The organism is Mesorhizobium sp. M0621 (genome assembly GCF_040320745.1).
Taxonomy (GTDB): Bacteria; Pseudomonadota; Alphaproteobacteria; order Rhizobiales; family Rhizobiaceae; genus Mesorhizobium.
Genome location: NZ_JAMYQF010000067.1, coordinates 1 through 21843, shown reverse-complemented (window position 1 = coordinate 21843; position 21843 = coordinate 1). Strand labels below are relative to the sequence as shown.

8 protein-coding genes and 1 pseudogene are annotated in these 21843 nt (G+C 63.7%); 2 read left to right on the top strand and 7 right to left on the bottom strand.

Translation table 11 applies throughout. The features are described from left to right. Positions 1 to 2: 2 nt before the first annotated feature. Positions 3 to 593: a transglycosylase SLT domain-containing protein gene (locus NKI38_RS29570; protein WP_352663932.1), complete on the top strand. Its 591-nt coding sequence runs from the start codon at positions 3 to 5 to the stop codon at positions 591 to 593. Between the two features lie 85 nt (positions 594 to 678). On the opposite strand, the gene NKI38_RS33585 is transcribed toward NKI38_RS29570, so the two are convergent. The 7 genes and pseudogenes from NKI38_RS33585 to NKI38_RS29540 form a co-directional block, all read right to left on the bottom strand. Continuing rightward, positions 679 to 1065 carry a helix-hairpin-helix domain-containing protein gene (locus NKI38_RS33585; RefSeq protein ID WP_502899404.1) on the bottom strand — a complete coding sequence of 129 codons (387 nt, stop codon included), beginning with the start codon at positions 1063 to 1065 and terminating at the stop codon, positions 679 to 681. Positions 1066 to 1149: 84 nt separating this feature from the next. Next, a pseudogene (locus NKI38_RS29565) lies at positions 1150 to 3459 on the bottom strand (dipeptide ABC transporter ATP-binding protein); the annotation flags it as partial. A gap of 66 nt (positions 3460 to 3525) precedes the next feature. Further along, positions 3526 to 4683, bottom strand: a complete 1158-nt coding sequence (locus tag NKI38_RS29560) for an ABC transporter permease (protein WP_352631539.1) — start codon at positions 4681 to 4683, stop codon at positions 3526 to 3528. A 12-nt stretch (positions 4684 to 4695) separates the two neighbouring features. Continuing rightward, positions 4696 to 5730, bottom strand: a complete 1035-nt coding sequence (locus tag NKI38_RS29555) for an ABC transporter permease (RefSeq protein WP_352663930.1) — start codon at positions 5728 to 5730, stop codon at positions 4696 to 4698. A 231-nt stretch (positions 5731 to 5961) separates the two neighbouring features. Next, on the bottom strand, positions 5962 to 7614 hold the full coding sequence (locus tag NKI38_RS29550; RefSeq protein WP_352631536.1) for an ABC transporter substrate-binding protein: 1653 nt from the start codon (positions 7612 to 7614) through the stop codon (positions 5962 to 5964). Between the two features lie 266 nt (positions 7615 to 7880). Continuing rightward, positions 7881 to 13934 carry a translocation/assembly module TamB domain-containing protein gene (locus tag NKI38_RS29545; protein ID WP_352663928.1) on the bottom strand — a complete coding sequence of 2018 codons (6054 nt, stop codon included), beginning with the start codon at positions 13932 to 13934 and terminating at the stop codon, positions 7881 to 7883. A gap of 2 nt (positions 13935 to 13936) precedes the next feature. Then, entirely contained in the window at positions 13937 to 15865 is a 1929-nt protein-coding gene (locus NKI38_RS29540) for an autotransporter assembly complex protein TamA (protein WP_352663926.1), read from the bottom strand. A gap of 271 nt (positions 15866 to 16136) precedes the next feature. On the opposite strand from NKI38_RS29540, the gene NKI38_RS29535 reads away from it, so the two are divergent. Next, a complete protein-coding gene (locus NKI38_RS29535) occupies positions 16137 to 21617 on the top strand; it encodes an alpha-2-macroglobulin family protein (RefSeq protein WP_352663924.1) in 5481 nt (1826 codons plus the stop codon). Positions 21618 to 21843 lie beyond the last annotated feature (226 nt).

Here is a 21843-nt window from a genome sequence, read left to right as displayed (position 1 = left end):
CAATGCGTAGTTCGAGTTTTAGTAAAATTGGTGCGGTTTGCGTGCTGCTGGCACTTTCTGCCTGCGCGACGCCGCCCAACCACATCAACAATGTCTGTGCCGTCTTCGACCAGAATGACGGTTGGTTCGACAACTGGCAGTCGGCCGCCGAACGCACCCAGCAGAAATACGGCATCCCTGTTCCCGTGCTGATGGCAACGGTGCGCAAGGAGTCCGGCTTCAAGAGCAACGCCCGGCCGCCACGCACAAAGCTGCTCGGCTTCATCCCGTGGAAGCATGTCTCGTCAGCCACCGGCTTCTCGCAGGCGCTGGACGGCACCTGGTCGCAATATCAGAGCGAGACCGGCAACTGGGCGGCGCGGCGCACGAAGTTCGCCGATGCGGTCGATTTCGTCGGCTGGTATCACTCCAAGACCGCAGACAGCTATGGCGTCGCGCGCAACGACACCTACAATCTTTACCTTGCCTACTATCTCGGCTGGACAGCCTATGGCCGAGGCAACCGGGGCGATGCCGGCGTGCAGGGCTACGCCCGGGCCACCGACAAGATGGCGCGCGACTATGCGCAGCAACTGAGCGAGTGCGGCAATTAATGCCTGTCGCCCAAAAGTGCGCAGCGGTTTTGGGACGACGACAGGCATAAAAACACGGGCTGCCACGACAGCGGCAGCTCCTTGGTCAGCGCGGCTTCTTGCCGAACACCTTGATGTATTCCGCCTCGCCGCCCTTGGCGAGCGCCTTGGCCTGCTTGACCCAGTCGTCGCGCTCTATGCGGCCGTGGAACTTCAGATGGTCGTCGACCCATTCGCGCTCGGCCTTCTTCCACGCCGCGACCTGCGCATAGGTGAAGATGCCGAGACCGTTCAGGATGCCCTCGATCTTCGGGCCAACACCGGCGATCAGCTTCAGATCGTCCGGCTTGGCAGGCCTGGCGATGCCAGCCGGGCGGTTCTTGTCGACGGCACTTGCGCTGGTCAGCCGGGCTGGCTCGACCGTCCCGCTCGTCTTTGTCGCATCCTGGCTTGGCCTGGCCCGCCTTGCGGCGCGCTCGCCAAGTGGCGCCACGCGTGCACTCTCCGCCTGACGACCGTCGCCAAGCGTTCTTGGCGTGAACGGCGCCGAGGTAGCGTTGGCATCCGTCGCGGGTGCACCGGTTTCCGAAACCTCGTCACGGACCTCGTGACGGCGGGCTTTCGAAACGGCTTCGGTCTCCTCGGCAGCCTGCCCCACCGCATCGGCTTCCGCGCTGCCCGTCTTGCCATGCGGCCGCTTGGGTGGCGTGCCGACAAAACCGGGACCATCGCCATGCGGCGCGTCTTCCGGCACGCCCTCCTGCGCGGCGTGTTCCTTGTCGAATTTGATCACCGGCTCCATCGTCGCCAGCACATCGTCGGACAGCCAGCACAGGCTCATATGGCCGTCGCCCAAATTCTTGACCGGCGGCACCTTGGTCTCGCAGAGATTGTCGGGCACCAGCTTCTTGTAGCCGCAGCGTGTCTGGAACGGACAACCTGTGGGGGGATTCATCGCCGACGGAATGTCGCCCTCGAGCACGATATGCTTCTTGACCACGCTGGTATCGGCGATCGGGATCGCCGACAGCAGCGCTTCGGTATAGGGATGATAGGGCGGCGCGAAGATCTGATCGGTCGTGCCCTGCTCGACGATATAGCCGAGATACATGACGACCACTCGGTCGGCGATGTAGCGCACGACGGACAGATCGTGGCTGATGAACAGCATCGTCGTCTTGTTCTTGCGCTGGATGTCCATCAGCAACTCGGTCACCGCCGCCTGCACCGACACGTCGAGTGCCGAGACCGGCTCGTCGGCCACCACCACCTTGGCGTCGCCGGCAAAGGCCCGCGCCACGCCGATGCGCTGCTTCTGGCCGCCGGATAGTTGGCGGGGCTTGCGGGTCTCGAAAGCCCGCGGCAGCTTCACCAGGTCCAGCAGTTCCAGCATGCGCTTGCGGCGGTCGGCAACCGTGTTTCCGACATTGAATTTCTCCAGCGTGCGGATGATCTGCGAGCCGACCGAATGGCTGGGATTGAGCGTGTCGAACGGATTCTGGAACACCATCTGGATCGACGATACGGTTTCGACGCTGCGGCTCTCGATGCCGGTCGACTGGATTTCCTTGTTGCCTAGCGTCACTGTGCCGGCACTTGCCGTCTCCAGCCCGAGCAGCACCTTGGCCAGCGTGGACTTTCCGCAGCCGGATTCGCCGACGATGGCGACGGTCTCGGATTCGCGCGCCATGAACGAGATGGTCTCGTTGGCCTTGACGACGCGGCCTTCGCTCGAACCGAACACCTCGCTGCCGCCGACCTTGTAGTATTTCCTCAGGTCCTCGATCTTGAGCACCGGCGCGCCGGGCACGACACGCTCATTGACCTTCTTGGCGCCGGGCGGCAGCGCTTCCCAGTCGATCTCGTTGAAGCGCACGCAGCGCGAGAAATGGCCTTCGTGACCCGCGACCTCGATCATCGGGATCTCGGCGGCGTTGCAGACGCCCTCGACGAAATGGTGGCAGCGCGGGCCGAAATTGCAGCCCTTGGGCCGCTCGTGCGGCAGCGGCAATTGCCCTGGGATGGAAATCAGCGGTCGTGAATTCTTGTCGGCGCCGGGCAGCGGGATCGAGCGGAACAGCCCTTGCGTATAGGGATGGCGCATCCGGTCGAAGACATCCTTGATCTTGCCGGTCTCAACCGCTTCGCCCGAATACATCACCGTGATGCGGTCGCAGGTCTCAAGGATGAGCCCGAGGTTGTGCGAGACGAAGATCATCGACGTGCCGAACTTCTCGCCGAGCCCCTTGACCAGGTCGACGATGCCCGCTTCCACCGTCACGTCGAGCGCCGTCGTCGGCTCGTCGAGCAACAGCAGCGCCGGCTTCGACAGCAGCGCCATGGCGATGACGATGCGCTGCTGCTGGCCGCCGGAGAGCTGGTGCGGATAGGAGCGCATCATGCGCTCTGGATCGGGCAACTTGACCGAGCGCACCATTTCGAGCGCGCGCTTATATGCCTCTTCCTTCGATACCTTGTCGTGGATCAGCGGCACTTCCATCAACTGCTGGCCGACCTTCATTGCCGGGTTGAGGCTGGCCATCGGCTCCTGGTAGATCATCGCGATCTTGTTGCCGCGGATGGCGCGCAGCTCCTCATCGGAGAGTTCGGCCATGTCCTTGCCCTGGAATTTGATCTTGCCGCCGACGATCTTCCCGATGTTGGAGAGGTCGCGCATGATGCCGAGCGACACTGTCGACTTGCCGCAGCCGGATTCGCCGACGATGCCCATCGCCTCGCCCGGCATGACGGTGCAGGAAAAATCCATGACGGCCGGTATCTCGCCCTTGCGGGTGAAGAAGGAGATCGACAGGTTCTCGATCTCGATGATCGGCCCATTGGTCGGCCCGGGGGTCGGCTTGGCGGGATTTCGAACTGCCTCGTTCATGGGTCGCTCCAATCCTGGTTCTTTCAGGCCTAATTCTTTCAGGCGCATCGGGTCGAAACCCGCAGATCAGTCTTTCATCGATTGTTCGCGCAACGAGTCGGCGAGCAGGTTCAAGCCCAGCACGAACGACATCAGCGCGATCGTTGGCGGCAGCGCCGGGTGGATGAAGGAGCGCAGCAGGCGGCTGGCGTCCTTGATCGCGGTGCCCCAGTCCGGACTTTCCGGCGCCAGGCCAAGGCCGAAGTAACCCAGCGTGCCGAGCAGGATCGTGGTGTAGCCGATGCGCAGGCAGGCATCAACGATCAGCGGCCCGCGCGCATTGGGCAGGATCTCCCACAGCATGATGTACCACGGCGATTCACCACGCGTCTGCGCCGCCGCCACATAGTCGCGCGTCTTGATGTCCATCACAAGGCCGCGCACGATGCGGAACACGCCGGGGCTGGAGGCGAACACCACCGCCACGAAGATGTTGAGCTGGTTGGGATCGATGTGCACGATCTTCAACGGATCGGCGTCGAAGACCAGGCCGGCATAGATCCAGCCGCCGAGGATCAGGGTGATGCCGAGAAGGATGTAGAGCCGATCGGGCCGGTTCTTGTAGCGCGTCCAGAACAGCACGCTAAAGAAGATGATCGGAAACAGGAAGAACACGCCGGCCATGCCATAGGGGATCGGCGTGTCCATGATGCCCGGCGTCACCAGCAGGTAGAACAGCAGGATCACCGGGAAGGCGAGCACCAAATTGGCCAGGAACGATAGCACGGTGTCGATCTTGCCGCCGTAGTAGCCCGCGGGCAGGCCCAGCGTGATGCCGACCATCAGCGCGAAGCCGGTTGCGGCAGGCGCGATGATCAGCACGATCTGGCTGCCATAGACCATGCGCGAGAACACGTCGCGCGCCAGCTTGTCGCCGCCGAACAGATAGGTCAGCCCCGATTGCGGTTCGATGGCGCCCGGCAGTACGTCCTTCATGATGGGGACCTGAGCCAGTGGATCGAACGGCGATACGGTCGCGGCGAAGATCGCCGTGAACAGCCAGAACAGGCAGATGCCGACGCCGACGATGCCGACACCGCTGTCGAACAGCTGGCCGTAGAGCGCCAGCTTCTTCTTGTAGGCGAAACTCGCACCCATGACGATGACGAGCGCGATCCAGACCGGCCAGAAGCGCGACAGCACTTCGAGAACGACGGTGAAGCCACTGATATATTGAACCGGCATCCGCTTCGCTCCCTACTGAACTCTGATACGCGGATTGAGAAACGCGTAGCCGACATCGGAAATGAGCTGCGTGATCAAGACGATGAACACCGAAACCAGCGAGCAGCCGAGCAAGAGGTCTATGTCGTTGTTGCCGGCCGCCTCGACCAGCGTGTAACCAAAACCCTGGTAGCGGAACATCACCTCGACGATGACGACGCCGGTGAGCAGCCAGGGAAACTGCAGCATGATGACGGTGAACGGCGCGATCAGCGCGTTGCGCAACGCATGTTTGACCACCACGCTGCCGAAGGAGAGACCCTTCAACCGGGCGGTGCGGATATATTGCTGCGTCATCACCTCAACCATCGACGCGCGGGTCATCCTCGCAATATAGCCGATGCCGTAGATCGCCAACGTCATCACCGGCAACGTGAAATTATAGAAGGTGATGCCTTGGCTTGCCGAAGCCGCCGAGCCGTTCAGCCAGCCAAGCCATGAGGCGAAGATGACGGTGAAGATGACGCCCGACACATATTCGGGCGTCGCCGTCGAGGCGATCGAGGCCACCGAAAGCACGCGGTCGGTTCGCGAGCCCTCGCGCATGCCGGCGAGAATGCCGACCAGCAGCGAGATCGGCACCATCACCGCCAGCACCCAGAACATAAGGATGCCGGTGGCGCCGAGCGCCGGGAACAGTTTCGAGGCGACGGTTGCCTTGAACTTGGTCGAGCAGCCGAAATCGCCCTCGAAAACGCCTGCGAAGGTCGGCACAAGCGGATCGTTGCAGAAGGAGAAACGCTGCGCAGGCTTGCCAGTCGCCGGGTCGGTCACCGGTTGCTTGGGCACGACGCCCAGCCATTGGCCATAACGGACGAAGAAGTTCTGCCGGTAGCCATGGTTGACCAGCCAACTCTCGAGCTGCTCGGCCGACGTGTGCATTTCGGTCTGGCTGATCGCCAGCTTCTTCAGATTGGGTTCGAGGTTGATCAGGAAGAAGACGATCATGGTCAGGCACAGCATCGTCAATGCCATGGTGCCAAGACGCCTGATAACGAAAGAAAGCATGGCGGCCCCCTGCCGATGGGTTGGGGTTTGAGCCGGCTATGAAAGCCAACCCTGCCGTGACCGGCGGGGCTGGCTGTCAAACAGGCCTTCGGATGCGATCAACCCTGTTTTTGTTGCATGACCTTGCCTTGGAGTCCCGCAACTTTTTTGAGAAAGCGCGGACCAACAGGCATGGACGATGCAAAGAGCAGGGGAAAGGGACGACGACGTCCCTCCCCCTTGTCGGTGCGATCAAGCCTGGTCGAGCCAGACCTTGCCGTAGTCGCGCTCGAAGGTCGGATGCATCTTGTAGTTCTGCACCGCCTTGACCGAGTGGCTGTAGAGCTTGCGCCAGTATGGTTGGATTATGATGCCGGAATCCTGCAGGATCTGCTCGATGTCCTTCATCATTTCCTTGCGCTTGGCGGCGTCGGCAACGGCGAGCGCCGCATTGAGCTTGGCATCCCAGTCGGGATTCGCATAGGCCGTCTCGTTCCAGGCTTCGCCTGTACGATAGCCGATCGCAAGCACCTGGACGCCAAGCGGCCGCATGTTCCAGTTGGTCATGGACAGCGGATATTTGGTCCAATCGTTCCAGAACGTCGAGCCCGGCAGCACGGTGCGCTTCACCTTGAGGCCGGCGTCGCGCATCTGGGCGGCGATCGCATCGCCGGTGTTCTTGTGCCAGTCCTCGTCGACGGTGATCAGCTCGTGTTCGAAGTCGGCCTGGCCGGCTTCCGCCATCAGCGCCTTTGCCTTGGCTGGGTCGCGGGCGACCTTCGCAAGCTCATAATACTCCGGATGAATCTGACAGACATGGTGGTTTTCGGCGACCGTGCCGGCATTGCCGTAGCCAAGCTGAAGAACGACATTGTTGTCGACCGCGAGCTGCAGCGCGTTGCGCACCTTCTGGTCGCCATAAGGCTTGTTGTTGATGTTGGTGCGGCAGACGATGGTCGACGCCGTGACGATTTCCGACTTCACCAGGTCCATGCCGTCGAGGATCGACACGTAGTCGGCCGAAGTCTCGAAATTGGTGTGCACTTCACCGGCTTCGAAAGCACTGACCATGGCCGCCGGATCGGTGCCGTAGTCGATGAATTCCAGACCATCGAGGAACACTTCGCCGTCCCACCACTTGTCGTCGGTGCGGCGCTTGTAGACCACTTTCTGGCCGACATCGTAGGAGACGAGCTCGAACGGGCCGGTGCCGATCGGGCAGGCCTTGAAGTCGCCGCCCTTCTCGTCGAAGCTCTTGTGGACGATCAAGCCGGGATAGTCGCACATGTTGGGAATGAGCGCGATGTCAGGCTTGCCGAGCTTCAGCACGACCGTGTGGTCGTCAGGCATGGTCACGGCGCTTTCGTCGAGCTTGTCGTCCTTGACCAGCGAACCGAGACGACCGGGCATCGAATTGCCTTCGGCTTTCTTGTCGGCCCAACGCTTGAGGTTGAAGACGACGTCGGCGGCGGTGAAGGCATCGCCATTCGACCAGGTCACGCCCTTGCGCACATGCAGCGTGTACTGCGTGGCGTCGTCGTTCACGTCCCAGCTTTCCAGCAGATAGGGGCGGAATGTGTATTCGGGTGTGTACTTGACCAGCGGCTCGAGCGCCTGGCGCTCGGCATTGGCGATTTCCGACCAGTCGGCCTTGCGCGGATCCTTGGGATCCTTGATCCACTGGGCGATCTTCAGCGTGCCGCCCTTCTTGCCTTTTACCTCTTCGGCCTTCGCCGGCGTCGGGTCGGCGAGGCCGAGCAAGCCGTAAGCCATTGCCGTCGATGCACCGAAGACGCTGGCCATGGCCAGGAATTCGCGGCGATCCACCTTGCCTGCCTTGGCGTCTTCGGCCATGGCCAGGATGTGATCCGGAACGCGATCGCCATTACTCTTATAAATTGTCATGACTTAACTCCCATTGTTGGCTTTCCGCCTTTTAACATTCCGCATCCAGGCCATGATGTCAAAGACGGCGTGGATTGAGAACATGTTAGGGAATGTGCAACTTTGGAAAGGGAGCGGTTCGCGTGATAACGACAGTCTTGGCGCAAAATTGCTACTGCGCGACGGATTCCTCTGAAATCTCGATAGTCGATTAAACTGAGACATTTACTGGGGGCCGGACAGCGCCACCATCGAGCCGCCATGGGGCCAAAACTCCCGCCGAAGTATCAGTATTCCTTCTCGTAAAAGATGCCGCCCTTGGCTTCGCCGGCATCGTTGGCCTCGCCGCGCAGCTTGACACCGCGCCCGACATTGAGGTCGATCGTCGCCTTGCCCGAGCCCGGCTTGTCGCCCTTCTGGATCGTCACATAGGTGCGGTCGTTGAGGTATTTGCCGGCCGAAACCGCCGTGCCGCCCTGGTCGTCCGTGGTGACGTCGAGATCGTCGACGCCGATGGCGCTGCGCAGGTTTTCCAGCAGCGACGTCGAGCCGCCGACGCCGGCCAGTTGCCCGGCCGCTTCGGCGAGTTGGGCGATCTGCAGTGGCGACAGGTTCGACATCGAGCGGCCGAAGATCAGTTGCGCCAACACCTCGTCCTCGGGCAATGCAGGCACCGAGGAGAAGATGAATTTCGGATTGGTCGCCTCGCCCGACACCACGATGGTGACGGTGGCGCTGGTCGTTGCCGTGGTCGCCGTCAGGTTGAGATAGGGCACAAGCGAGCCGGAGAAGCCGACCGTGCCTTCGGTGAAGGTCAGCCGCTTGCCGAGGATCGACAGCCGGCCGCGCTGCAAGGTGAAGGTGCCAACTGCTTGTGGCGACGATGCGGGGCCGGTCAGCCTGAGCGAGCCGCCGAGTTCGGCATCGACGCCCCTGCCCTGGATGAAGATCTGGTTCGGCGCATTGACCGTGACATCGAGGGCAAGGCCCGTGCCGCCGCCCTTGCCGCTTGTCGTCGGCGGCCGCAGCGCCTTGTCCTGCGCCCGTACCGCACCCGGTGCGTTCTTGTGCTTGACGTCGAGCGCCGCAAGCGAGCCCGGCAATTTGTCTGGAACCGTGATCACCGTCTTGGCGAGGTTGATGGTACCGGCAATCACCGGTGCGGATGTCAGCGGTCCCTTGATCGTCAGGTCGCCGCCGAGATTGGCGGTCACAACCCTTCCGTCCGTATAGCGGCCGTCGACCAGCTTGATCGACAGGTCGGCCGGGAAACCCTGCGCCGGGTTGATGCCGACCGTGCCGCTGGCCGACAGGCTGCCGCGCGTCGACAGCGTTCCGGTCAGCCGGTTGATCCTGGCCACGCCGCCGGCAATCGAGACATCGGCGGCGAGATCGTTGACGGCGAGGCCCGAGCGCGCATCCACAAGGCGCGCGCCGGAGGTGCTGACGCTGCCGCCGATGACAGGCGATGTCGCGGGACCTCGCACCTGCACGTTGACATTGGCGGTTCCAGACAGCGACATGCCTTGCGCGGCGAGCTTCTGGCTGAGCAGACCGAACGGCACGGCGCCATTGAAGTCGAGCACCAGCGCCGGCGTGCCGGCCGTCGTCACGGTGCCGCCGCCCTTGAGGCCAAGGCCGGCGCCATCGCTGACGTTGGCGTTGAAGGCCAGCTTGTTGGCGGCAAAGGTACCGGACGAGGAGACACTCACCGCCCCGACACCAGCACCTCGGGTCTGCGATGTCTGCACACCCGCCGCGTCGATGTTGAAGGCGACCGCAGGGCTCGCCGGTGCACCCGTCACCTTCACCGTGCCCGAAATCGAGCCGGCGGCGTCGAGGCCGGCCGAGAAACTGTTCGCAAGCGACATCGGCACCCGCGCCAGCGTCGCGTTGATGTCGAGCACCGTGCCGACCTTGCCGGTCACCGTCGCCGTGCCGCCGCCAAGGTTGAGCACCAGACGGTCCAGCGTCGTCGTGCCATTGGCAATGCTGACGGTCGAGGCCTGGGCGATGGCCGCCTTGATGCCCTGGACGGTCGCCTGGCCGGACGCAAGCTCGATAGTCATCGTGCCGTTGGCCACTTTCACCCGGCCAGCGGCCCGCGCCGGAATGCCCTTGACGGTTGCGCCGCCGGAAAAGCCGGTCCAGTCGCCGTCGCGCTTCAAGTCGACATCGATGCCGCTGATCACGGTGCCGCCTGACGTGACGGTGTCGGCGCGGATTTTTCCGGAGATCACGGGTATTGCCAGATAGTTGGCGACCAGCGCATCGACAGAGACGGCTTTCGCCTGAAGGTCGCCCCGCGTAATCGACGCTGTCGCCGCCTTGATCGCAACCTGTGGCGCGATGCCGTTCTTCGAGAAGGCAATGGTGCCACGCACGTCGCCTTCGGCCTTTTCCAGTGCCAGCGCCGCCAGCGGGCCGATATCGGGCAGGTCGAGCGCAATCGTGCCGACCGGCACGAACTTCTCATCCAGCGCCAGATCGCCGGAAATCCTGTTCTTGCCGAGCGACAGCAGCAGGCCGTTGACGGCGCTTTTGCCGTCCGCCGTCGCCAGCACCGCGCTGCCTTGCAGCGCCTGGCCGGCGACATTGCCGGTCAGTTGTACATTCGCCGCCGGGTTGGCGGCATCGGCCTTGCCGGTAGCGGTCAGCTTCAGACCGGTGATCTCGCGCGATGCCACCAGCAGCCTGTCGCTGTCGATGGTCAGCGACAGATCCGGCACGGTGGCTGGCCCCTGTGCGTTCAACGCGAAGACGATGGCGCCCTTGGCGTCCTTCGACAGCAGCGAGATATCACCCAGCGCGCCCTTGATGTCGGCGGCCACCTTGTTGTCGGCAAGACTGGCTTGCCCTTGCGCAGTCAGCGCGCCCGAGGCCAGCTTCAATCCGCCTATATCGATACTGCCGTTGGGGTCGCGCTTCAGCGTGGCGCTGATCTGTGCGCGTTCACCAAGCATCCCGCGCACCGCCGCCGGCAAGGCCGATGATGGGGCATCCGCCGTCAGATTGAGGTCCATGGCGCCGTCGCGCAGCGACACTTGGCCCGCGACCTGGCTGTTCAGCGCATCGCTCTTGAGCGAGCCGCTATCGATGGCGACCGCGTCGGCTGTCAAGCGGCCGCTGAGCGCTGCCGTGACCTTGCCGGCGATCAGCGGTGCGATCACGAGATTGTCGAGACCGACCTTGTCCACCGACACCGTGCCGGAAACCGGTCCTGCGCGGTTCTTGAGATCGAACGCATCCGAATGCAATGCCAAGACAAGCCCATCCACCTTCGCCGGGCTGGTGGTGATCGAGGGTAGGATCGCAGATACATCCAGACGCGCCCGCGTGTTCTCGCCCGTCACCTTTGCCGACAAGGACTGGATCTCGACCTTGACCGGGCTCTCGGCGCTGCCGACAGTCAGAGGCAGGCTGGGACCGGATGAGATGAGATCCAACACGAAATCGCTGGCGCCGTTCGGATTGAGGGTGCCGGCCGCCTTGCCGGAAATCTTGTCGCCGGAAAGCGTCGCATGATCGAGCACAACGCCGCCGACCATGGTGTAGCTGCCGGCAGCGTCGACCGCGAGCGGCCCGAGCCCGGCCTGGCGAGTCTGGCTGGTTTCGATGCCTGCCAGCTGCGCGTTGAAGTGAACGTCGGGAGCGGCCGGCGACCCGGTCACCTGCGCCGTGCCGCCGAGCGTGCCCACCGCATCGAGGCCGGGCGAAAAATCATTGGCCAGTGCTGCCGGCAGTGCCGAGAATTGCGCCGCGAGATCGAGCGTCTGGCCGGCGGTACCGGACAAGGTCACCGAGCCGCCACCGACATCGAGCGCCAGTCTTTCGATACTAGTCGTGCCGTTGGCGATGCTCAACGTCGAAGCTTGAGCGATTGCCGCCTTGATGCCGCGAACCGTGGCTTCGCCTGAGGCGATCTCGATGCTGGTCGTGCCGTCGGCGATCTTCACCCGGCCGGCAGCGGTTGCCGGAATGCCCGAAATGGTGGCGCCGCCGGTGAAATTGGTCCAGTCGCCATCGCGCTTCAGGTCGACGGCGATGCCGCCGATTTCCGTGGTTCCCGAGGTGACGCTGTCGGCCTTGATCGAACCTGCGATCGCCGGCGCCTTGAGATAGTTGGCGATCAGCGCATTCACGGTGATGGCCTTGGCCATCACCTCGCCGCGCGCGCTAGACCTGGGCTTAGCGTCGAAAGCCCCGGAGGGTGGGGGGCCGTCCATGGGAAAGCGGATGGTGCCGTCAATGTCGCCCGTCACCGCTTGGCCGGCAAGTGCGGCCAACTGGTCGATAGCGGGTGCCGCGAGCGTCAGCGTTCCGAGCGGCATGAACTTGTCGTCCAATGCGAGATCGCCCGAGACCTTGTTGTCGCCGAGCGAGACCAGGAAGCCATTGATCGAACGCTTGCCTTCGCTCGTCACCAGCGCCGCCTTGATGTCGAGCGGCTGGTCGTTGACGGAGCCGGTCAGCGAGACATTGGCGGCGGGGCTCTCAATGTCCGCCTTGCCGCTCGCCGTCAGCTTGATGCTCTTCACCGTGCGGCCCGAGGCCGTCAGGCTGTCGCTGTCGGCGGAAACGGTGAAATCCGGCGCCGTCATGGCGCCGCTTGCCGACAGCGCGAAATCGACGCCGCCGGCAACCGGCACGCCGACCGTCGGCGACAGCACGGACACGTCGCCCAGTTTGCCCTTGATGTCGGCCTTGATGTCAGTGCCTTGCATGCTGGCGGTACCGGCGGCGCTGAGCGACCCGGATGTGAATTCGATCGAGTTGGCGGCGAAGGACCCCTGCGGATCGCGCGTCGCGGTGGCCGAGAATTTCACCCGGGCACCGAGCACCGAGGCGATCTGCGGCGGCAAGGCCGTCGCCACCGCATCGGCGTTCATCTTGAGCTGCATCGACAGATCGGCAAGCGCCACGGTGGCTGTCAGCGAGGCGTTGAGCGCGTCGGAGCGCAGCGTGCCCTGGTCGATGGCAATGGCATCCTTGCTGACCGATCCGGTCAGATCGACACCGACCTTGCCGGTGATCAAGGGCGCCAGCGTCGCCACGTCGGTTTTGAGACCACCCGCCTCCAGCTTGACGGTGACCGGCCCGGCGCGATTCTGGATGTCGAAACCGTCGGAATGGATCTGCGCCGCCAGATCGTCCAAGCGCGTACCACCGGCGACGATCGAAACGAAGGAAGCGCCGATATCGATGATCGGCGCCTTGCCGTCACCGAACGCGCGGGCGGTGGCGTTGCTGATCGCCAGCGTGATCGGTTGCGCCTTGCTTCCCACGCTGACGACGACAGGCGGGCCCTTGGCGGCGAGTTCGACCGAGAGATCGCTGGCGCCGGCGGGATCGACGATACCGGTGGCGGTGCCATGCACCGCATCGCTGTCGATGTTGGCGCGGTCGACACTGACGCCGCCGGCCGATGTGGCGGTGCCTGCAACATCGAAGCTGGTCTTGCCGGCAAACAGCGGCTTCAAATTCTCCGGCAGGAAGCGGGCGAAATCGCCATCCCCCTCGGCCTCTATGTAGTTTCCCTTGTCGGTCAGCTGGTGGCGGCCCGTCAGCTGAGTGACGATCTTGCCGTCGACCGTGAACGTGCCGATGCCGTTCCAGTTGGCGAGCGGTCCCGTGCCCGAGACGATTATGTCGACCGGCGGCGTATCAGGCAATTTGAGCAGATTGGCGATGATGCCGCCTGCCGGCTCCGAGGCCTTGAGGTCGAGGTCGAGCCTGTTGTCTGCCGGCGCAAAGTGGATTTTGGCGTCGACATTGCCTTGCTTGCCGTCATGGCGGGTGACGTTGAGCATCGTTTCGACCGCCAGCGGCGCAGCATCCGCCTTGAACATACCCTTGGCTGCAAGTTCGGCGATGCCGCTGCCGGCAAGGTCTTGCCCCAGCGCGATCTCGGGCAGGTCGATCTGCTTGATGTCGAGCGAAACCGGCAGCGTCGTCGCGCCGCCGCCCTGCGCCGGCTGCGTGCTGGCCACCGGCAATCGGGCAAGTTCGATGCGCCCGGCCGCGATACGGTCGGCGCTGAAGTTTTTCGACAGCAGCGCCAGCGGCGACCAGTCGACGGCCACCTTGCGTGCCACCAGCCAAGCACCCTCGCGGTCTTCCAGCACGACATGGTCGACGCTGAGAGCCCCGGACCAGATGCCGTCTATGCCGCTGACGGTGATCTTGCGGTCGTCGCTCGATGCCAGGCGCGAGATGATGCCGGCGAGATTGTCGCGTCCACGCTCGGTCTTGGTCAGCACGACCACCGCGCCGATCGCCCCCGCAATCACGATCAGCACCGTGTAAAGGACAAAGCGGAGGATGCGCCAGACCGTCTTCATCGTCAAAACGCCTGTCCGATGCCGGCATAGATGCCGAAATGCGGGTCGCCCGGATCGCGGTTGAGCGGTACGGCGGCGTCGATGCGCAGCGGTCCGAACGGGGTGACATAGCGCAGGCCGACGCCGGCGCCGACCTTGACGTCGGAGAAATCGGGAAACGATTTGGTCGACACGGTACCGGCATCGACAAACGGCACGATGCCGATCGTGTCGGTGACGGCGATGCGCATTTCGACCGAGGTCTCGAAGAACGACAGACCGCCGATCGGCTGGCCGGTGAAATCCTTGGGGCCGATGCCCTGATAGGCATAGCCGCGCACCGAACCGCCACCGCCGGAATAGAAGCGCCGGTCGGCCGGCACATTTTCAAGGCTGGTGCCGACGATCGAACCAATGGCGACACGTTCGGCCAGCACGAACTTCGAGGCCGAATCCAGCGACTGATAGGCCGATCCCTCGCCCTTCAGCTTGAGGAAGGCTGCGCCGCTCAAAATGTCGTAGCTGGGCTCTGCATAGGCCAGCACACGGAAGCCGCTGGTCGGGTTCAGCCGGTTGTCCCGGTTGTCATAGACATATTGCAGTGGAATGCTGGCGATCAGGTATTTGTGCTTGCCGAATGCGTCGTGGATGCGGGAATAGTCGAGCGCGACTTCCGCTGAAACCGTCTGCTTCTTGGTCAACTCGTAGGACAGGCCGGTGCTGCCCTTGATCGAGAAATGGTCATAGGCGTCCGGATGTTCGAGCACGGTCTTGACGCTGGCGAAGAACTTCGATGCCGGCCCGATCACGCCCGGTTTTTCGAACATGATGCCGGCATTGTAGTTGAGTTCGCCGAGATCATTGCTGCCGATGCCGCTGATGGCGCCGTCGATGCGCAGCTTCTCGGCCCGGCCGAAGAGGTTGCGGTGGCCCCAATAGCCTTCCAGGCCCAATCCCTCGGTGTTGGAAAAGGTGCCGCCGACGCCGAAATAGCGCGGCTTGCGCTCGCTGACCTGAACGCCGATCGGAATGTTGCCGTCGGCGTCGAGCGTGTCGGCTTCCTTGAACGTCACGCTGTTGAAGACTTCGAGCGCCAGCAGCCGGTCACGCGCGTCGTCGATCTCTTGCGGCGAATATTGCCGGCCGCGCTTGAGGCCGGTCATGTATTCGGTGAAGTCGCGGTCGACCTTCTCGGTGCCTTCCACCGTGGTCGGGCCGTAGCCGGCCACCGGCCCGGCGGCGACCGTCAGCGTCACGTCCAGCGTCGAAGTGGCATGGTCGGCGACGATTTGCCGGCCCGTCACCTTGGCCAGCGGCCTGCCTTGCTCCTTCAACGTCCGCACGATCAGCGCTTCGGCCTTGAGCACGGCACCGGACCCGGCATCGCCGCCTGATATCAGGCCATAATCGGCGCTCATCAGCCCCGCCGCGTCGCCTTGCAGCCTGATATTGCCCAAAGTGAATTTCGGCCCGCTGGCAATGTCGATGACCACGGGAATCGGCTGCGGGCCCTTGAATTCGGCGTCGGGCGGCAAATCGTCGAGCGGCTTGCCGTCGATGGTGACAGTGACGACGCCTTCGTATCGGGCATCGGCATAGAGCGCGGCGACCAGCTGCTCGCGATCGCCGCGCGCCTTGGCCATCAGCCCGAGCGAGCCAGAAACCGGACGTTCCTCGTCACTTTTCAGCGTCGAGGCGTTTTCGAGCTTCTTGACCAGATCCTTGTCGGCGTCGGGGGCATTGATGGTGACCGCATAGCGCAGGGGATCGACGATGTCGGCATCCTCGTCGCTGGACGATCCCCACAGCTTGATGCCGAAAAGCTCGAAAGCGGCCACTGGCCGCGATTCGGCGACCAGCGCGATCGAGCAGATCATGGCCAAAAGCAGGGCGCGCGGAAGCACACGCCCTGGCGCGCCACCTCCTGACATCTGCTCTTCATGCGCCGGCATTAAGACAACCTAGGTTATAAAACTAAAATTGGAATGAAGTTCTGAAGCGCTCGTAAAGGGGCCACAATCCAATTGTCTGAAATAGGACGGGCTTGGAATTCACACCTTTTGCGTTGCCGCAAGAAAGCGTGATCCCCTGTCCTATGGAGGTACTACCGGCCATCGGCCGGAAAGGAAACCGTTGGCAGGCGGAACCCTGCCGCGTCCTTGTGTTGACAAGCCTGACTGAAGCTTGATCATGCTTGGACGTTAGCAGTGTCTGGAGGGTGTTATGGCAATGCGCGCGGCTCGTGGTCTGTCGATCCTGATTCTTCTGTTTTTTGCCTGGAGCGGTATCGCGCAAGCGACTGAGGCCCGGCGAATTGCGACAACGGACAATTCCGATTATTTCGGCTTCGATCTCAGATCCGACCAGAACGTCACGCTCGACCAGTGCAAGACGACATGTCTCGGCGACCCGGCCTGCCGCGCCTTCACCTACAACAACAAAGCCAAATGGTGCTTCCTCAAATCCGACTACAACCAGCTGAAGCCGTTCAACGGCGCGGTCGCCGGCAAAGTCGTCAACATCGATGGCGATCCCGATATCGGCGCGCCGCCTGAACTCGCCTTCTTCCCCAACTGGATGGCCGATCAGGCCCAGCAATACCGCAACAAGTTGTTGGGTCCAGCCTACATCAAGCCGACCGAAGGGCTGACCGCGCTGACGAATGCCGCCGAGCAATCGGTGCTTACTGGCGACCACCGCTCCGCCATGCTGAGATACGAAGGCGCCGTGTCTGTCATGCCCGATGACGGCCAGCTCTGGCTCAACCTGGCGCGTGAAACGCTGGCCGTGCAACCCGCCGCCAACACCTCCGATGCCTCCACTTTGCCGGCAAACGGCACCTCTGCCGCTTTCAATGCCTACAAGCTGTTGCGCACCACCAAGACGCGCGCCGAAGTGCTGGCGCTGCTCGGCAACGGCCTCGACAAGCGCGATCTCTACCGGCCGGCGCTGCAGGCCTATGAAGCCAGCCTTGCCCTGAACCCTTCGCCGGCGGTCCAGGCCGACTATGCCGATCTGAAGGCGCGCAAGGGTTTCCGCGTTATCGACCACACCGTCGATGCCGACACCAGCGCGCCGCGCATCTGCGCGCAATTCTCCGAGGATCTGGTCAAGACCGGCGTCGATTACGCGCAGTTCGTCACCGTCGACAATGCGCCGCCCAAGGGCGTCGAGGCCAAGGACAAGCAGATCTGCGTCGAAGGGCTGGAGCACGGCCAGCATTACGACGTCACCTTCCGCGCCGGCCTGCCGGCGGCCATCGGCGAAGTGACCGCGGCCCCCGTGGTGCTGTCGATCTATGTGCAGGACCGCGCAGCCTCCGCCCGCTTCACCGGCGACAGCTTCGTGCTGCCGGCCGGCGCGCGCCGCGGCATTCCGGTCGTCACCGTCAACATGAACGCCGCCGAGATGAAGCTCTACCGCATCGGCGACCGCTCGCTGGCCCAGCTTCTGTCGGGCTACCAGTTCCTGCACCAGCTCGACGGCTATGACATCTCCAACATTTCCGAGCAGATGGGCGCGCCGGTCTGGCAAGGCCAGCTCGACATCGCCAGCGATCTCAACAAGGAGGTCACCACCTCCTTCCCCGTCGACGACGCGCTGCCGCAGCGCAAGCCCGGCGTCTATGTGCTGACCGCCCAGGCCGTCAACGACAAGAGCGACGACTACAATTCGATGGCCACGCAATGGTTCGTCGTCTCCGACATCGGCCTGTCGACCTATACCGGCCAGGACGGGCTTAATGTCTTTGCCCGTTCGCTGGGCAGTGCCAAGCCGATCTCGGGCGCCGAACTGACCCTGGTTGCCAGGAACAATGAGGTTCTCGGCACGGCGACATCGGATGCCGATGGCCATGCCGTCTTCAACCCTGGCCTGACGCGCGGCGACGGCGGCATGGTGCCGGCCGTGCTGATGGCCAAGCAGGGCGACAATGACTTCGTCTTCCTCGACATGGGCCGAGCCGGCTTCGACCTGTCCGACCGCGGCGTCACCGGGCGCGCGGCGCCCGGCGCGCTCGACGTCTATGCCTGGACCGAACGCGGTATCTACCGCGCCGGCGAGGACGTTCATGTCGCGGCCCTTGCCCGCGACGGCGCCGCCAAGGCGGTCGAAAACCTGCCGCTGACCTTCATCTTCTCGCGCCCCGACGGCGTCGAGGACCGCCGCATCGTCAGCGACGGCGCCTCTGCCGGCGGCCATGCCGTAGACCTGCCGCTCGAACCCAACGCCATGCGCGGCACCTGGTCGGTGTCGATCTACACCGACCCCAAGCAGGCGGCGGTGGCCAGCCAGATGTTCCTGGTCGAGGATTTCGTGCCGGATCGCATCGAATTCGACATGAAGGCCGACAAGCAGGAGATCGCACAGGGCGAAACCGCCAACATCAACATTGACGGCCGCTTCCTCTATGGCGCGCCGGCAGCGGGCCTGGCGCTGGAAGGCGAGCTGACGCTGTCGACATCGCGCGATTGGGACCGTTTCCAGGGCTTTTCCTTCGGCCTCGCAGACGAGCAGTCCGCAGAACCCACTGTTACCCCCATCGCCGATCTGCCGGTGGTTGGCGATGACGGCAAGGTGACCTTCCCGGTCTCCGTCGATCAACTGCCCTCGACCACCAAGCTGGTCGACGCCAAGGTGACGGTCAGGATGCGCGAAACCGGTGGCCGCGCCATCGAGCGTTCGCTCAACATCGGCATCCGCCCGCAAGGCCATATGATTGGCATCCGCCCTGACTTCGCCGATAATGAAGTGCCGCAGGGCGGCACGGCCAAGTTCAGCCTGATCGCCGTCGATCCCGACGGCAAGCGCGAGGCGCTAAAAGGCGCGCAATGGACGCTGGTCAAGGTCGAACGCAATTACCAGTGGTACCGCTCCAACAATTCCTGGAACTACGAGCCGGTCTCCTTCACCAAGTCGATCGCCAACGGCCAGGTCGACCTCAACGCCGACGGCGACGCAACCGTCTCCGTCCCGGTCGATTGGGGCCAGTACCGGCTCGAGGTCGAGACATCGGATCCCGAGGGACCGGCGACCAGCTACGAATTCGACGCCGGCTGGTATGTCTCGTCTACCACCACCGAAACGCCTGACGGCCTCGAGATCGCCCTCGACAAGGACAATTATGCCGCCGGCGAAGTGGCCAAGCTGAAAGTCTCGCCGCATTTTGCCGGCGAACTCTTGATCAACATCGGTTCCGACAAGCTGTTGAAGACCGTGACGGCAACCGTGCCGGCCGGCGGCAGCACCGTCGACATCCCGGTCGGCGACGATTGGGGCGCCGGCGCCTATGTCACCGCAACTCTGTTCCGGCCGGGCGAAGCGCAGGAAACGCGCATGCCGGCGCGCGCCATCGGCGTGAAATGGCTGAAGGTCGATCCGGGCTCGAAGAAGCTCGCCATCACCTTGACGCCGCCGGACAAGACCGTGCCGCGCCAGCAGCTGTCGATCCCGGTTTCGGTCGCCGGTGTGCAGCCGGGCAGCAATGCCTACGTCACGGTTGCCGCCGTCGATGTCGGCATCCTCAACCTGACCAATTACAAGGCACCTGATCCGGAGAACTGGTTCTTCGGCCAGCGGATGCTGGGCATGGAAATCCGCGACATCTACGGTCGCCTGATCGACGGCTCGCTTGGCAACACCGGCAAGCTCAGGACCGGCGGCGACGGCGCCAACATGCAGGCGCAAGGCAGCCCGCCGACCGAAAAGCTGGTCGCCTTCTTCTCCGGTCCCGTCGAGCTCGACGCCGACGGCAAGGCTAGGGTCGACTTCGACATTCCGCAGTTCAACGGCACCGTGCGCGTCATGGCCGTCGCCTGGACCAAGGACGCGGTCGGCCATGCCCAGTCCGACGTCATCGTGCGCGATCCCGTGGTGATCACCGCCGGCCTACCGCGCTTCCTGGCGCCTGGTGACGCCGCCGTCATGCGCCTCGATGTCGCCGACACCGATGGGCCTGCCGGCGACTATGCGTTGTCGATCGAAACGACGGGCGACCTGTCGACGGGCGACAAGCCCCTGCCCCAGAAGCTGACGCTCGCCCAGGGCAAGCGCCAGACGCTGACCGTGCCGCTGATCGCACAGACGGCCGGCAATGCCTCGCTGACCATCAAGCTCGCCCATGCCGACGGCACCAAGGTCGAGCAGACGCTCTATGTGCCGGTGCGTCCGGCGCAATTGCCGGTCACCACCCGCCTGGTGGTCGACCTCAAAGGCAATGGCGGCGCGCTGCGCGTCGACAAGGAGCTGCTGGCGGCAAGCCTGCTCGACGGCGCTTCCGTCAGCGTCGGCGTTTCCCAGGCCGCCGCCTTCGACGTGCCGTCGCTGTTGATGACGCTCGACCGCTACCCCTATGGTTGCGCCGAGCAGACCACCAGCCGCGCCATGCCGCTTCTCTACGTCAATGAGTTGGCGTCCGGCATCGGCATGGCCAGCGACCCCGACATCCATGACCGCATCCAGGACGCCATCTACAAGGTTCTGAGCTACCAGGCCTCGGCCGGCAGCTTCGGCCTGTGGGGTCCGGGCTCCGGCGATCTGTGGCTCGATGCCTATGTCAGCGACTTCCTGACCAGGGCGCGCGAGCAGAAATACGACGTGCCCAGCCTGGCCATGAACCAGGCGCTGAGCAACCTGCAGAACTCGCTCGGCTACGACCAGAGCGTACAGGACCGTGGCAGCGAGATTGCCTACGCCCTCTACGTGCTGGCCCGCAACAAGAAGGCCTCGATCGGCGATCTGCGCTACTACGCGGACACCCAGCTCGAAGCGTTCTCAAGCCCGATGGCCGTTGCCCAATTGGCGGCGAGCCTGGCGCTCTACGGCGACACGCCGCGCGCCGAAGCGACGTTCAAGACCGCCCTGCAGCTCGCCAAGTCGACCACCGACTACGACTACTACCGCTCCGACTACGGCTCGCGGCTGCGTGACGGCGCGGCGATGCTGGCGCTGGCGGCGGAATCGAAGCCGGTGCCGACCATCGTGCCGGAGCTGGTCAAGCTGGTGACCAGGGAACGCGCCGAAGCCCGCTGGACCAGCACCCAGGACGAATCCTGGATGCTGCTGGCGGCCCGCGCGCTGAAGGAAGGCAACGATACGATCACGCTGACCGTCAATGGCGCCGCGCACTCCGGCGGCTATTCCAACCAGGTCGACGGCAGTGACCTGATAGACAGCCCGCTGACCATCGCCAACACCGGAAAGGCCCCGCTGCAGGCCGTCGTCACCACGGTGGCGTCGCCGATCCAGCCCCTGCCGGCCGGCGGCGACGGCTTCACCATCGATCGCACCTACTACAAGCTCGATGGCACCGAAGCCAACGTCACCGAGGCGACGCAGAACGAACGCTATGTCGTTGTGCTCAAGGTCAACGAGCAGAACAAATGGCCGTCGCGCCTGCTGATCACCGACCTGTTGCCAGCCGGCTTCGAGATCGACAATCCCGGCCTGGTTTCCAGCGCCCAATTGACGAACTTCTCCTGGCTGGCGCAGACCGATGCGGCCCATCTCGAATTCCGCGACGACCGTTTCGTCGCGGCGTTCAACCCGGCCGACGGCGACCACGACCACAATTTGACCCTCGCCTACGTCGTGCGTGCGGTGACGCCTGGCACCTATGCGCACCCGGCGGCAACGGTGGAGGACATGTACCGGCCGCAATATTCGGCCCGCACCGCTACCGGCATGATGGAGATCAAGGCGCCGTAAGGCGCTGATGGTGACGATCATGAACAGGACGATGGCGCTGCCCCTCATCCGCCTGCCGGCACCTTCTCCCCGTATAGTGACCTATTGCATTCACACATCTCGGTTGCGTTTTGGGGCGAAGCTCGATTCTATTTCGGCCGGGACGCTGAAGGAGGTTTGAATGACCGGGATCGAGTACGGGCTGGGGCGATTTGGCGATCGCCGCCTGGAAAAAGGGGGGTCTGCT